The organism is Myxococcus stipitatus DSM 14675 (genome assembly GCF_000331735.1).
Lineage (GTDB): Bacteria > Myxococcota > Myxococcia > Myxococcales > Myxococcaceae > Myxococcus > Myxococcus stipitatus.
In genome coordinates this window covers 4,852,400-4,865,809 of the sequence record NC_020126.1, presented here as the reverse complement: position 1 = coordinate 4,865,809, position 13,410 = coordinate 4,852,400, and the positions used below count along the sequence as shown (strand labels likewise).

The following is a 13,410-nucleotide window of genomic DNA, read 5'->3' as shown; positions in this document are numbered from 1 at the left end:
GAGCTGAAACCCGAGGGCGCCTGGCGGTGCGCGGTGCGGCCCGGCCGGCCGACCCGCTTGAGGATGTCTGAGAACGGGCAGGTCCCCCCTCCCATTCCGCGACATCGTGCGGCGGACCCTGCCCGCTTCGAGGTCGGTTGTCGCGCGAAATCGAGGGCTTGACAGAGGTTTTTGGGAGCCCCGGACATTCCAACGTCCGGGGCCCCCGTCACTTCACATCACGCTCGCGCATCGGGCAGGGGCTCATAGGAGCCCAGGCGCATGCTCGCCTGGCCTCGCCCCTGCGTGCGGCCTCGCAGGCTGGTGACGTAGCCGAACAGACTGGCCATGGGCACTCGCGCGAGCACCCTCCGCGCGGGCCCCTGGGTCTCCATCCCTTGCACCCGTCCGCGCCGCGCGGCCAGGTCTCCGAGCACCTCACCCACGTACTCCTCGGGTGTGGTGACTTCGACATCCATCACCGGCTCGAGGACCTGGACCCCCACGCGTCGCACCGCCTCCTGGACCGCCAGGGAGCCCGCCAGGGAGAACGCCTGGGGCGTGGAGTCACGCACGTGCGTGTCCCCGTCCACCAGTCGCACCTCCATGTCCACCAGCGCCACTCCATCCCGCACCCCACGCTCCATGGCCCCCGCCACGCCCTTCTGGATGGCCGGCACCAGCTCCTTCGGAATGGAGCCGCCCCGCGTGTCGTCCACGAAGACGAGCCCCGCGCCCCGCGCCGCTGGAGCGATGTCCAGCACCACGCGCGCATACTGTCCGGGCCCTCCGGTCTGACGGACATGCCGGTACTCCTGGCGCACCGCCTGCTTGACGGTGTCGCGGTAGGCCACCTTGGGCTGTCCCACGCGGGCCTCCACGCCGTACTCGGTCCTCAGACGGTCCACGACCACCTCCAGGTGAAGCTCACCCATGCCGGACAGCAGCACCTGGCCGCTCTCCGGGTCCACGCCCACGCGAAGCGACGGGTCCTCCGCCGCGAGTCGAAGCAGGCCGTCCTCCAACTTCGGGAGCTCCGCGGGGGACCTGGCCTCCACGGTCAGGTGCACCACGGGCTCCGGGAAGCTCAGCGACTCCAGCACCACGGGGGCGTCCGGGTCGCTCAGCGTGTCTCCCGTGCGCACGCCCTTCATGCCGAGCGCCGCGGCGATGTCTCCCGCATGGACCTCCTCCACTTCCTCCCGGCGATTGGCATGCATGAACATCAGCCGGCCCACGCGCTCCCGCTTGCCGGTGGCGGGATTGAGCAGGACGGTGCCCGCGCGCAAGGTGCCCGAGTACACGCGCAGGAAGACGATGTTGCCCACGTTCTTGTCGCTCATGAGCTTGAAGGCGAGCGCGGCCGGAGGACCGTCGTCCGAGGGCTCTCGCATGACGGTCTTCTCCGTGCCCGGGACAAAGCCCTCCACCGCCGGCAGGTCCGACGGCGCGGGGAGATAGTTGACGATGGCGTCCAGCAACATCTGCACTCCCTTCTTCTTGAAGGCCGACCCCGCGAGCACGGGGACCAGCGAGCGCGAGAGCGTGCCCGCGCGCAGGGCCCGGACGAGCTCCGCCTCCGTGACGTCGTCCAACCGCCCGTTCACGAACTTCTCCATCACCCCATCGTCCATGTCCGCCGCCGCCTCGATGAGCCGCAGGCGCAGCGTCTCCGCCTGCGCGCGCAGGTCCTCGGGCACGGGGAGGTCGTCGCGGTACTCGCCGCCGTCCCCGTCGAAGAGCACCGTCTTCATCCGGACCAGGTCCACCAGTCCTCGGAACTCCGAGTCCGCGCCCAGCGGGAGCTGCACCGCCACGGGACGGGCCCCCAGGCGCTCCCGGATGGAGGCCAGGCTCATGGCGAAGTCCGCGCCCACCTTGTCCATCTTGTTGAGGAACGCGATGCGAGGAACGCCATAGCGGTCCGCCTGGCGCCACACGGCTTCCGACTGGGGCTCCACGCCCTGGCTCGAGTCGAACACGGCCACCGCGCCATCCAGCACGCGAAGGGAGCGCTCCACCTCGATGGTGAAGTCCACGTGTCCCGGCGTGTCCAGGATGTTGATGCGATGGGCCGTGCCCGCGGAGGGGCCTTGGCGGGGAGACCAGAACGCGGTGGTGGCCGCGGAGGTGATGGTGATGCCACGCTGCTTCTCCTGCGGCAGCCAGTCCATCTCCGTGGAGCCGTTGTGCACCTCGCCCGTGGCGTGGATGCGACCGGTGAAGAACAGGACGCGCTCGGTCAGCGTCGTCTTGCCCGCGTCAATGTGAGCCATGATGCCAATGTTCCGATAGCGCTCGATGCGAGTATTGCGAGACATGAAGGACTCCCGTTCCCGTCGGGCAGCGAGGCCCACGGGCGGTGATGGATGAAAGGAACCGGTTGGAGGACTTCGGCGATGACCGTCAGGCCTGCTCGCGCGACACGCCCTGGAGGGACAGCAAGCTCCGCTCAGGGACGCGAGTGGACAGACGAGGGCTCCGCCACAGAGCCAGAGCGGGACCGGACTTCACGGCACACGGGAACCAGCCACCCGCGCACCGGAAGGACTCCGGCCCCGCCAGCTCAAATGTCGAGCAGAACCTCGTGACGGGGGGCAAGGCACACGTCCGCCGCGGGCGCGGACATCCGCGCGACCTGCTGAGCGATGAAGGAGACGGGCCTCATGATGGGGAATAGTTAAGACAGACACGAGCCCGTGTCAACCCGGGCTCGACAGGTCCGTGCGATGCGTCCGTCTCGCGTTGATATGACAATCAACCGCTGAGCGCCCGAACCCGCGCGGCGAGGTTCTGGGTGAAGAGGCGATAGATGCGCAGCGCGGCGGACTCGTGCGTGTCCAGGTAGTGCTGGAAGCCCGCGCGGGTGATGCGCAGCGCGCGGACCGCCGTGCGCGCCTTCACTCGCGCGGACACGGGCGCGTCCTGGACCAGGGAGATCTCCCCCAGGTGGGCACCGGGCCCCAGTGTGTTGAGGCGCCGCGCGTCGTCCTCCGTGCCGCTGAAGACCTCCACGGTGCCTTCCAGCAACACGAAGAGCCCCACCCCCGCCGTCCCCTTCTCCAGCACCACGGCGCCCGCGGGGATGAGCACCTGTCGCGCCACGCGGTAGAGGTCGCGCATGTCCTCCAGCGACAGCTCGCCGAAGATGGGAATCGCCTTGAGGTACTCGTAGCCGTCGTCCCTCGGCACGATGCCCTGCGCGGTCAGCCGGGCGATGACGGCCTCCGCTTCCGCCTCCATGCCCATGCGCCGCAGCAGCCGCGCCTTCTCCGCCGCCAACGCGGGGTCCGCGCGCACCGCCTCCGAGCCCCGCATCGTGTCCGCGAGCAGCGCCAGCGCCCGGCGCGTGAAGCCCTCCGCGTCCAGCAGCATGCACATGCGCAGCACCGACTCCACGTAGCGCGCGTCTCCTACCGGGACACAGCCCAGCGCCTCCACCTCCGAGTGGGGCTGTCCCAGTTCGCGGTAGACGAGCGCCGCCTCGAAGGGGCGTCCCAGGCGGACCAGACACTGGGCCACGGCCTCGGACGAGCCCAGGCCCCGGTACACCCCCAGGGCCCGCTCCAGCGCGCCACCCCGCTCGAAGGCCGCGGCCGCGCGCTCCGCGTCACCCACGCGCAGGTACGCCTCCGCCGCGTCCACGTACTGGCCTGCTTGGACATACAGGGCCGCCACGCGCGCGTCCTCGCCGCAGCCGCTCAGCAGCCTCGCGGCGCCGGAGAAGTCGCGCGCGAAGCGCAGCACCTCCGACAGACGCGCGCGGACATCCGAGGGGGCCTGCTCGGCCTCACGCAGCAGGCGCTCGCGTTGCGCCAGGCTGAGCTCTTCGTAGAGCCGCGCGGCCGTCGCCTCGGTCTCCAATCCCATCAGGGATTGCAGCGCCTGGAGCGTTCCCTCCGCGCCCCCTCGCTCGCTGCTCACTTCGGGCACTTCCGCCTCGGACCGTGACATTGCGAGTCCCCCTCGCCGGGCGTGCAACCCCCACATCGGGAACCCGTGCTCGGGTCTCCCGACGCCCCAGCGGACCTGGGGCGCCTATATCACTCCGCCCGTGGCCCTGGGCAACCCGCGCCCCGTCAGCGGACGGAGATGAGCTCCACCTCGAAGATGAGGACCGTGTACGGAGGAATGCGGCCCGACGAAGAGCCCTGCGAGCCATAGCCCAGCGAGGAGGGGATGATGAGGCGCCGCTTGCCGCCGACGCGCATGCCCAGGATGCCCTGGTCCCAGCCATCGATGACCTGCCGCCGCCCCACGTTGAAGCCGATCGGCGCCTTGTTCTCCGACGACTCGAACTTCGTCCCATCGGGGAGCCAGCCCGTGTAGTGCACCTGGACCCGCGCCCCGTCCGTCGCCTCCGCCCCCGTGCCCGCGGCCCCCAGGTCCTGCAGGTACAGGCCCGTGGGCAGGAGGGTCATCGTCGACAGGTCCACGTTCAGGCTCTCCGCGTACGTCACCTTCGTCGGGTCGCCGTTGTCCGGGTTCCCCTGCCCCGGCGAGTCATCACCACAGCCCATCAAGGGCAGGAGCAGGGCGCACAACAGAAGCGAGCGGAGCATGAGGGTCCTCGGAAGCAGGCCGGAGTCCGGCGATGAACGCGCCCAGACTGCCCCGGGACGTCCCATCACGGAAGCAGAAGCGTGACCGCTTGCCCGCCGACAGGGGTGACGGCCCTGGCTCGAAATGCGCGGGCGTCTCCTCGGGGCTTCCGCTATGCAGGAGGACAATGCCCCGCTGGCTCAGCTTCCTGTTGTGGTTCGTCCCCATCCTGACGTTGCTCGGCGTCGCGCACGTCTATCTCTATCGTCGGCTCATCCGCGACATGACGGCGCACCGGGGCCTCCGCCGGGGAGCCCAGGTCCTGCTCGTCTCGGGCTTCGTGGGCGCCGCCGGGTTCCGCTCCTTCGGCGTCTGGTTCCCCACGGAGGGCGTCCGGCTCGTGGGCATCGGGCTGCTCACGTGGATGGGCCTGGTGATGTACCTGTTCTTCTGCACGCTGGCCGTGGAGTTGGCGCAGCGCGTGGCGAGCCGGGCCGTGCGAGGCCCTGTGCCCCCCGCATCGCTCCCGCCCTCCCCCGAGCGACGCGCGGTCCTCACCGGAGGACTGGCCGTGGGCGCGGGCGTCGCGGGCGTCGGACTGAGCGGCTTCGGGGCCTGGCGCGCGTTCCACCCACCCGACGTGCGCGACACGCCCGTGCGCCTGCCGCGCCTGCCTCGGGCCCTGGATGGCTTCTCCCTGGTGCAGCTCACGGACATCCACGTGGGCGACGTGCTCCAGCGGCACTTCGTGGATGAGCTGGTCGCGCGCACCAACGCGCTGAAGCCCGACGTCATCGTCATCACCGGCGACCTGGTGGATGGGCCGGTGAGCAGGCTGGGACCCTACGTCGCGGGCTTCGGCGCGCTGGCCGCTCGCCATGGAGTGTTCTTCGTCACCGGCAATCATGATTACTATTCCGGCGCAACGTCATGGGTGGCCTTCCTGGAGCGACTGGGCATCACCGTGCTGCGCAACCGCGCCGTGTCCATCGGGGACACGGGAGCCTCTTTCTCATTGGCGGGGGTGGACGACTGGAGCGCATTCCGGATGGGCGAGCCCGGGTACGACCTGGACGCGGCGCTTCGCGAGGTGAGTCCGGACCGCGCCTCCGTGCTCCTGGCGCATCAGCCGTCCAACTTCGACGAAGTGGCCCGGCGCGGCGTGGGGCTCCAGATCTCCGGCCATACCCATGGCGGGCAGATGTTCCCGGGCAACCTGGTGGCGGGCGCCATCTGGGGCAGCCGCAATGCGGGGCTCAGCCGCACGGGCGACTCCCAGCTCTATGTCAGCCGGGGCTGCGGCTTCGTCGGCCCGCCCATGCGCGTGGGGGCCCCGCCAGAGATTGCCCGGCTGGTGTTGATGCCTGGGTGAGCCTTTCGAGCGGGGGGCGTGAAATCCCCCGTGATTCCACCGGGTTGACCGCGGCGGAAGGTCCGCTCGCGGCCCCCGAAACACATTTCAGGGTGGGCCGTCCATGAGCCGGGTGATGGGAAGTCCCTCGGATGAAGCACTCATGGAACGGTTCTGCGACGGTGCATCAGACGCGTTCGAGACCTTGTTCGCCCGGCACTCTGGCCGGGTGCAGGGGTTCCTGACGCGAATGGTGCGGGACGGCCCGCTCGCCGAGGACCTCTTGCAGACGACATTCCTGTCCGTCATCCGAGCCCGAGGGCGCTACGAGCCCGGGACTCGCTTCATCCCCTGGCTGATGACCATCGCCGCGAATGCCGCGCGGGACTCGCTGCGTCATCGCCACCATGTGGATGCCTACGCCTCGGGGGCCCACACGGGAGCCCCCACCTCCGCGCCGCCGCCCTCGGGAGACCCGTCCCTGCGTCAGCACCTGCTGGACGCGCTCCAGCAGCTCCCCGCCGACCACCGCGAGGCCGTGGTGCTGAGCAAGGTGGAGGGCTGGTCCTTCGACGAGATTGCCGAGCTCCGAGGCATCAGCGCGGGCGCGGCGAGGCTCCGGGCCCACCGGGGTTACGAGAAGCTCCGGGAGATTCTCGGCGCGTTGGGAGAGGCGTGATGAAGACGCCCATCGACATCGACGCGCTGCTCAACGAGGAGCCTCGCGTGGAGGCGAGCGCCCTCTCCCGGGCCCTCGAGAGTGCACGAGGTGAGCTGGCGTTGAACCAGCCCGTGAGGCGCTGGCGCACCCAGGCCGCGTGGGTGATGGCGTCGTGCTGCACCCTCGCGCTGCTGGTGGTGGCCATCCTGCTCGTGGGGGGCGCATTGAGCGGCCCGGCCCTGCTCCAGCGAGCCCCCTTGCTGTTGCTCCTGCTCACGACCAGCGGCGTCTGTGCCTGGGGCGCCCTGTCCCCTCGAGGACGTGGCCTGCGCCGTGCCGCCGTGGGGTTGGCCGTGGCGTGCGCCGCGACGCTCGTGCTCGCGCGGGCCTCCCCCACTTCGCCGGCGTCGCTTCCCGCCTGGGTGTGTACGGCGAGCCACCTCGCGGTGGACCTCGTGCCGCTCATCGTCGCGCTGGTGGTGCTGCGAGGCGCGGCCTTTCAACCGCTGCGCGCCCTGTGCGCGGGCCTGTCCGTCGGCACGACGGGGGCCTTCGTGGGCGAGCTCGCGTGTGAGCAGGACTGGCGGCACGTCGCCGGCTACCACCTGCTCGCCTGGGCGCTCATCTGCGCGGCGGCCATCGTCCTCTCCCGCTCCCTCAAGCCCCGCTCCTACGCACCATGATCCAGGACCCCTCTCTCATCGTGAAGCGAGACGTGGACGGTGCCCCCGTGCACATCGGAGACCGCGTCACCGTCGTCCCCGATTCGACGGACGGCACCATCAGCCCGGGCTTCCTCGGCCGCACCGGCACCGTCGTGGCGCTCGTCTACGATGACCCCGTCCAGCAGTACCCCGCGGACCCGCTCATCCAGGTCCGCGTGGATGGGCTGGGCGATGACCTCTTCTTCCTCGATGAGCTGGTATCGGACCGGGTGCGTGCACGGGAACGGGTGCGGCCCCCGCGCACGAAGTCCCATCGCTTGCAGTAGGTCGTCCCTTTCCGTTCGCATCCGCGCTCTGGATTGAGCATCGTCGGGCGCGGTGAACCTCTCCGACCCCGAGCTCCGTCCGCTGGGCCGAAAGGCCTACGGCTCGATTCCGCACCTGCCTGGTTCGCGAACCGGACCCGCGGACAGGCACCTTCCTCCCGCGCTCGCGCGTGTCTGCACCGAACGGGTGCGCGATGCTCGAGACCATGTCGTCGTCCTGGAGAAGCTGGACGGCTCCTGTGTCGCCGCGGCTCGAGTGGGCGACACACTCCTCGCGCTGGGCCGCGAAGGACGGCTGGCCGCACATTCTCCCAACGAAGCCCGCAGGCTCTGGGCAGGCTGGGTCGCGGCCCACTCGGAGCGGTTCATGGCGGTGTTGAAGCCCGGTGAGTGGCTCGTCGGCGAGTGGCTCGCGCTGGCGCACAGCACCCGCTATGCGCTCACCCATGAGCCCTTCGTGGCCTTCGACCTGATGAGCCAGGGTCTGAGCCTCCCGTGGGCGCAGGTGACCGAGCGTCTGCGCGTCGCGGACTTCGTCACCCCGGGCCTGATTCACGAAGGAGGGCCGCTGGATATCGAGGCGGCGATGTCTCGTCTCCTACCGCATGGGTTCCATCACGCCATGGACCCGGTGGAGGGCGCCGTGTGGCGGCTCGAGCGGCGGGAGGAGGGCACGGGTGTCAGGGTGGATTTCCTGGCCAAGTATGTCCGCCGCGACAAGGTGGACGGGGGCCTGCTTCCAGAGAACACCGGGCGCCCCGCCCTCTGGAACTGGCGCCCCGAAGCGCCCTCATCGAAGGACGTGCTCCCGTGAATCGAGCCATTCTCGTCACTGGCAACCGCCACAAGGCCGATGAGGTCATCCGCCTCCTGGCGGGCCTCGACATCACCTGGCAGAAGCTCCCGCTCCCTGGCTTCGAGGACGATGCGCTCACGGCGCCGCTCGACCTTGTCTCGGTCGCGAAGCACAAGGTGCTGGCGGCCTTCGCGCGGCTCGGTGCTCCGTGCATCGTGGAGACCACCGCGCTGGAGCTGGAGGGCGGTGAGTCCTTCTCGGGCGCGCGCTTCAAGCAGGAGCTGCAGACGCGCGGGGCGCGGGACTTCTTCGCGGAGCATGGTGGCCGCCGGGGGCGCACTCGGGTGGCGGTGGCCTATTCCGCGGAGGGGAGTCCCGACCGTGTCCAGGTGTTCGAGGGCGCCATCTCGGGCTCGCTGCTCGCGCAGCCTCGTGGCGAGGGTGGGTATGGCTGGGACAGTGCGTGGCTGCCCGATGGGTATCAGCGGACGCTCGGCGAGATGGAGGGGAACAAGTTCTTCGTGAACATGCGGCACAGGCCCTACCTGGAGCTGGCGGACCTGCTGCGCCCCATGTCTCCTGGTGGCGCGTACGAGGCGCACCTCACCGTCTCCGCTCGCTCCGAGGAGGACCTCGAGCGCTTCCGCGCGTTCTGCGACGCGGCCTCGGTGAAGTGCATCTTCATCGAGCTGGGCCGAGGCGCCGAGCCGTTCCAGCCCATGACGGCCTCCTACCACCACGGCACGCTCCGGCATGCGCAGGAGGAAGTGAGGGCGATGGCGCGTGCGCTCGCGAGCCAGGGCTTCGACGTGACGCGCATGAAGCTGGAGGCGTTGGGGAAGAATCGCGACATGCCCGAGGACGACGACGCAGCGCGTGCTCAGCCCGCGAACTACTTCGAGTTCCACGTGAAGGTCCTCCTGCCCGCGAGCGGTGGGGACCTGGCCGCGCTCCAGGCGCGATGCGCGAGGCACGGCGCGCACCTGTCACGCAACGCGCGGAAGGTGCGTGAGGACGGCGCCGCCGAGCGATTCGTCACCTTGCGCGTCCACGGGCTCGGCCGAGCCAACGCCGACGCGCGCTTCACCGCGCTGCTGGAGGACCTCGCGGGCCAGGGCTATCCGCTCACGCAGCGGCTGCGCGAGTACACCGTCTACGACTCCAACCACGGCCTCGACCGAGGCTGGCTGGAGAGCACGCCATGAGCCCCGGCGCGCATCCGAGCGCGCCGCGGCGCCGGCGAAACGACACCACCCCTCGCATCGGGACGGAGGGCACGCCATGAGCCCCGACGTGCATCCGCTTCGCTCGGGAGTCGCGGTGTTGCGACGTCTCGCCCGCTCGCCGGACGCATCCTCCCTGGTCCTTCGCGGCGGGCTGATGATGCGCCTTTGGAGCGGCACCGTGCCTCGCCTGGTCGAGGACCTCGATTTCCTCGCGACCTTTCCGTTCGATGTCCCTCGGACACTGCGGCTCGTGGAGCAGGTGTTGAGCCTGGACGTCGAGGACGGCTACTCCTTCGGCGCGCTTCGCTCCGAGGTCATCTGGGAGGAGACCGACTTCCCCGGCGTGCGCCTCCACGTCGAGACGCGCCTGCCCGACACTCCCTCCCCCTTCGAGCTCCGCATCGACATCGGCTTTGGCGACGAGACGGTGCCTCCGCCCCTCTGGCTCGACTATCCGTCGACCGATGGCGCTCCCGCCCATGTGCTCGCCGTCCGCCCGGAGTCGATGTTCGCGTGGAAGGTCCACGGACTCTTCGAGCGAGGCAAGGGCCGCTTCCGCCCCAAGGACCTCTTCGACGTCTTCCTCCTCATCCGCTTCGCATCGCTCGAAGCGCCCCTGCTCGCGCCCGCGCTGCGAATCGCCTTCGACTCGCGCGGCGACTCCCTGGACTTGATGGAGCGACTCGTCTCCGGCTCGTTCGGCCAGAGCCCCTGGAGCCTGGAGAAGTGGGCGCGCTACCGAGCCCCCCAACCCGAAGGACGACCCGAGCACCTCGCCGACGTCGTCCAAGCCGTCAGCCATGCCCTCCGGCCCGTGTGGGAAACAGCGCGCACCCTGCCCCCCACCTGAACCCTCCCGCGTCAGTACGACGCGGTGAGGCTCCAGTGGATGCTGGAGTACGTGTCCTCGGCCACGCCCCCGTTGTTCCACCCCGAGCGCGTCCCCGCCCCGGAGAAGGTGTCCTTGAACTGCGACAGCTCGAAGCGCACCTGGTAGCCGAACGGACCCCACACCTCGCCCGCCACGCCCAGCTCCGCCTCCCAGCCGAAAGATGACACCGAAGTACCGTAGTCACTCACTTCCAGGTCCAGCGCCCCACCGTCGTCGTCGAAGCCCTTGCCCGGCTTCGGGCCGATGAAGAACTGCCCGGCCGCCTCCAGCCGCACCTGCCGCAGCAACGGCACCGACACTTCCAGGCCCACCGCGGGGAACAGGCGGTGCGTGCTCGACAACGGGCTGTCCGCCGGCGCGTCCACGTCGAAGGAGCGCGTGAGCATCCCCGCCTTCACCCCCGCGTACCCCAGGAGATTCCGCGACGAGCCGAAACCGAAGAAGTAGCGATACATCGCCTGCGCCGTGAAGACCGAGTCCGTCGCCACCACCTCGCGCGTACCGGACTGCCCCGACTCGTTGAACAGCGTCACGTCCGTGGACGCATACCCGCGCCGATACCCCACCACCAACCCCAGCCCCCGCAGCGGCGAGGTGTGCCGGGCCAGCGGCAACAGCTCCAGCTCCGCGGAGATGCCCAGGTACGGCGCGGACGACTCGAAGTCGGACCGATCACCCACCTTCTCCTCGTCACTCTTCTTGTCGAACTCGCCGCAGGACTTCACGCCCGGACGCGTACAGTACTTGCGCCACGTCGTCGTCCCCCCCAGGGTGAGTCGGGCCAGCGGAGGACGCAGCGGCTCCTCGCCCACCGTCCCACCCGAGCCCGTGTCCAACGCCACCTCCAGGAATGGATCCGTGGTGGTGTGGGATTCGGGGTCCTCCTCCATCGCCGGCGGGCCGTCCTTGGGCTGCGGCCCCACGGCCACCAACTCCGGCTCGCTCGAACGCGGAGCCTTCTCCGGCAAGGGCTTCGGCGTCTCCACCGGGCGCTCCGCCACCGGCGCGGGCTCCAACGGCTTGGGCGTCTCCACCGGACGCTCCGCGACAGGCTCGGAGCGCGGAGACTTCGGCGGAGCCTCCGCCACGGGGACCGCCGGCTCCACCGTGGGAAGCGGCTCGGAGGGCGAGACACTCGAAGGAGCCTCGAAGGCTCGCGGAGTCCCCCTCAGCAAGTCGACGACTCCGCGCACCGCCACCTTCGCGTCCGCGGGCGACAGCTTGCCTCGGGTCAGCTTCACCTCCTGCTCGCCGAGCACCGCGCCGCTCGCGTCCAACACGCGCACCGTCAGGCCCGTGGGCCCCACCGTTCCACTGATGGCGCCCGCAAGCTTCATCTTCGGCGCGACGCTGGCCAGCGGCCCGTCGGTGAAGAGGACACTGCCCTTCAGCCCGCTCTTCTTCCCAAGCGTGGCGTACTGCTTCAGCGACGCCACCTTCACCTGCTTGTCCCGACGCAGGGCGGACTCGAGCTGCGTGCGGACCTTCCCGCCGCGATCTCCCTCCACCGTCAGCACCACGACGCGAGGGGACTCCTCCTTCGGAGCCACGGCCTTCCGGGCCTTCGCCGCCCGAGGCTTCGCCTTGGGTGCCGCGACCGGGACAGGCGCCGCGCGCCGCTTCTTGATGACCTGCGCCTGCGCCCCGGGGGACGCCAGCGCCAGTGCCACGAACAGCACCAGGCCCCAGCGAACCATCGCGTGTTGGGTGTTCATCATTGAGGGATGGAAGGTTCACCCACCCCGGAGGCGAAGTCCAGGCTTGCCCGGCTATCCAGTCATGCGTTCGCGGGCGCCGAGGCCGCCACCACCGGAGGCGCTGTCGCCAGGGGAGGTGCCTCCAACCGCACCGCCACGGGCGGCTCTCCTTCCGAGCGACCCCTCCCCAGGAAGTCACGGCGGTAGATGCGCACCATCGCCATGAAGAGCGACGCGATGAGCGGCCCCACCAACAGCCCCATCATCCCGAACACCGCCAGCCCACCGAACATCGAGAGGAAGACGAGCAGCGGGTGCAGCGCCATGCGCGAGCCACACAACCGGGGGCGGATGACGTTGTCGATGCTCCCCACGAGCAGCGTGCCCCAGGCCAGGAGGAACACGCCCTCGCTCACCTTCCCCACGGCGATGAGCACCAGGCCGATGGGCCCCCAGACCAGGGCCGTGCCTCCCACCGGCACCAGCGCCACCAACACCATGGCCGCCCCCCACACCCCCGCGTGCGGCACCCCGGCGATGAGCAACCCCAGGAATCCCACCGCCCCTTGGATGAGCGCGGTGATGGTGTTGCCGTAGACCATCGCGTAGGCGACGTCGGTGAACTCCCGCGCGAAGGCATCGAGATAGCGCCGCTCCAGCGGAATCAGCGCCGTCACCTCCGACACCAGCCGGCGGCCATCGAGGAAGAAGTAATACATGGCCACCGTCATCAGGAACATGTTGATGGCCAGCTCCGTGCCCGCCCCCACCACGTCCTTCAACAGCGACGCGCTTCCCGCCACCGCCGCCATCAGCGAGCGCTCCGCGTGGCTGCTCTCGAGGTCGAAGCGGATGAAGCGGCTCAGGCCCCTCGGGAGCACGGCACCCAGCCAGTGCCCCACATCTATCTGCTCCAACACGTCCTGCGCGCGCCCCACGACGTGGAGCACCTCGCGCGCCACCAGCCACCCCACCAGGGCCAGCGGCGCGAGGATGAGCAGGAACACCGTCAGGGTCGACAACCCCGCGCACAAGGCCTTGCGGCCCCGTGTCTTCTGGCACAGGTAGTCCTGCACCGGCATGAAGAGGACCACCAGGAAGCCGCCCAGCAAGACAGGCATCAGGAACGGCAACAGAATCCTGGAGAACAGCATCAGCACGAGCGCAAACAGCGCCGCGAACCCATAGTTCGACCACCGCCGCGAATCAGCCACCGCCCCACCTCGCCCTGCCCGACGAGCCCACCGACCACCACCAACCTAGGAATCGCGCTTT

Annotated in this window: 12 protein-coding genes; 7 read left to right on the top strand and 5 right to left on the bottom strand. The window is 69.9% G+C overall.

The window, feature by feature from the left end; translation table 11 throughout:
• Nucleotides 1-218: 218 nt before the first annotated feature.
• From fusA to MYSTI_RS19015, 3 genes are all read right to left on the bottom strand, one after another.
• Nucleotides 219-2,300, bottom strand: coding sequence for an elongation factor G (fusA, locus tag MYSTI_RS19025; RefSeq protein ID WP_015349408.1), 2,082 nt, complete (start codon nt 2,298-2,300; stop codon nt 219-221).
• Between the two features lie 436 nt (nt 2,301-2,736).
• Nucleotides 2,737-3,933 (bottom strand): cyclic nucleotide-binding domain-containing protein, encoded by a 1,197-nt coding sequence (locus MYSTI_RS19020; RefSeq protein WP_015349407.1) that lies wholly within the window; start codon nt 3,931-3,933, stop codon nt 2,737-2,739.
• Between the two features lie 125 nt (nt 3,934-4,058).
• Complete coding sequence (locus tag MYSTI_RS19015; protein ID WP_015349406.1) at nt 4,059-4,541, bottom strand: FKBP-type peptidyl-prolyl cis-trans isomerase; 483 nt, start codon at nt 4,539-4,541, stop codon at nt 4,059-4,061.
• Nucleotides 4,542-4,708: 167 nt separating this feature from the next.
• On the opposite strand from MYSTI_RS19015, the gene MYSTI_RS19010 reads away from it, so the two are divergent.
• From MYSTI_RS19010 to MYSTI_RS18980, 7 genes are all read left to right on the top strand, one after another.
• The gene (locus MYSTI_RS19010; RefSeq protein ID WP_015349405.1) at nt 4,709-5,893 is read left to right on the top strand and encodes a metallophosphoesterase; all 1,185 of its coding nucleotides are present in this window, start codon (nt 4,709-4,711) and stop codon (nt 5,891-5,893) included.
• A gap of 115 nt (nt 5,894-6,008) precedes the next feature.
• The gene (locus tag MYSTI_RS19005) at nt 6,009-6,551 is read left to right on the top strand and encodes an RNA polymerase sigma factor (RefSeq protein WP_015349404.1); all 543 of its coding nucleotides are present in this window, start codon (nt 6,009-6,011) and stop codon (nt 6,549-6,551) included.
• Nucleotides 6,551-7,216: a hypothetical protein gene (locus MYSTI_RS19000; RefSeq protein ID WP_015349403.1), complete on the top strand. Its 666-nt coding sequence runs from the start codon at nt 6,551-6,553 to the stop codon at nt 7,214-7,216. The genes MYSTI_RS19005 and MYSTI_RS19000 overlap by 1 nt, the downstream gene beginning before the upstream one ends.
• Nucleotides 7,213-7,524: a carotenogenesis protein carS gene (locus MYSTI_RS18995; protein WP_015349402.1), complete on the top strand. Its 312-nt coding sequence runs from the start codon at nt 7,213-7,215 to the stop codon at nt 7,522-7,524. Before MYSTI_RS19000 ends, MYSTI_RS18995 begins: the two co-directional genes overlap by 4 nt.
• A gap of 52 nt (nt 7,525-7,576) precedes the next feature.
• The gene (locus MYSTI_RS18990) at nt 7,577-8,338 is read left to right on the top strand and encodes an RNA ligase family protein (protein ID WP_015349401.1); all 762 of its coding nucleotides are present in this window, start codon (nt 7,577-7,579) and stop codon (nt 8,336-8,338) included.
• Nucleotides 8,335-9,525 (top strand): non-canonical purine NTP pyrophosphatase, encoded by a 1,191-nt coding sequence (locus tag MYSTI_RS41855; protein ID WP_015349400.1) that lies wholly within the window; start codon nt 8,335-8,337, stop codon nt 9,523-9,525. Before MYSTI_RS18990 ends, MYSTI_RS41855 begins: the two co-directional genes overlap by 4 nt.
• A gap of 76 nt (nt 9,526-9,601) precedes the next feature.
• Nucleotides 9,602-10,396: a nucleotidyl transferase AbiEii/AbiGii toxin family protein gene (locus tag MYSTI_RS18980; protein ID WP_015349399.1), complete on the top strand. Its 795-nt coding sequence runs from the start codon at nt 9,602-9,604 to the stop codon at nt 10,394-10,396.
• Between the two features lie 11 nt (nt 10,397-10,407).
• On the opposite strand, the gene MYSTI_RS44690 is transcribed toward MYSTI_RS18980, so the two are convergent.
• Together MYSTI_RS44690 and MYSTI_RS18970 are read right to left on the bottom strand one after the other, a co-directional pair.
• Nucleotides 10,408-12,156: a hypothetical protein gene (locus MYSTI_RS44690; protein WP_015349398.1), complete on the bottom strand. Its 1,749-nt coding sequence runs from the start codon at nt 12,154-12,156 to the stop codon at nt 10,408-10,410.
• A 59-nt stretch (nt 12,157-12,215) separates the two neighbouring features.
• Nucleotides 12,216-13,349, bottom strand: a complete 1,134-nt coding sequence (locus tag MYSTI_RS18970) for an AI-2E family transporter (protein ID WP_015349397.1) — start codon at nt 13,347-13,349, stop codon at nt 12,216-12,218.
• Between the last annotated feature and the right edge of the window lie 61 nt (nt 13,350-13,410).

What these genes read in the sequence shown, in the direction of transcription:
- fusA (WP_015349408.1), bottom strand. Translation starts at nt 2,300, where the DNA reads ATGTCTCGCAATACTCGCATCGAGCGCTATCGGAACATTGGCATCATG.
- MYSTI_RS19020 (WP_015349407.1), bottom strand. Translation starts at nt 3,933, where the DNA reads ATGTCACGGTCCGAGGCGGAAGTGCCCGAAGTGAGCAGCGAGCGAGGG.
- MYSTI_RS19015 (WP_015349406.1), bottom strand. Translation starts at nt 4,541, where the DNA reads ATGCTCCGCTCGCTTCTGTTGTGCGCCCTGCTCCTGCCCTTGATGGGC.
- MYSTI_RS19010 (WP_015349405.1), top strand. Translation starts at nt 4,709, where the DNA reads ATGCCCCGCTGGCTCAGCTTCCTGTTGTGGTTCGTCCCCATCCTGACG.
- MYSTI_RS19005 (WP_015349404.1), top strand. Translation starts at nt 6,009, where the DNA reads ATGGGAAGTCCCTCGGATGAAGCACTCATGGAACGGTTCTGCGACGGT.
- MYSTI_RS19000 (WP_015349403.1), top strand. Translation starts at nt 6,551, where the DNA reads ATGAAGACGCCCATCGACATCGACGCGCTGCTCAACGAGGAGCCTCGC.
- MYSTI_RS18995 (WP_015349402.1), top strand. Translation starts at nt 7,213, where the DNA reads ATGATCCAGGACCCCTCTCTCATCGTGAAGCGAGACGTGGACGGTGCC.
- MYSTI_RS18980 (WP_015349399.1), top strand. Translation starts at nt 9,602, where the DNA reads ATGAGCCCCGACGTGCATCCGCTTCGCTCGGGAGTCGCGGTGTTGCGA.
- MYSTI_RS44690 (WP_015349398.1), bottom strand. Translation starts at nt 12,156, where the DNA reads ATGATGAACACCCAACACGCGATGGTTCGCTGGGGCCTGGTGCTGTTC.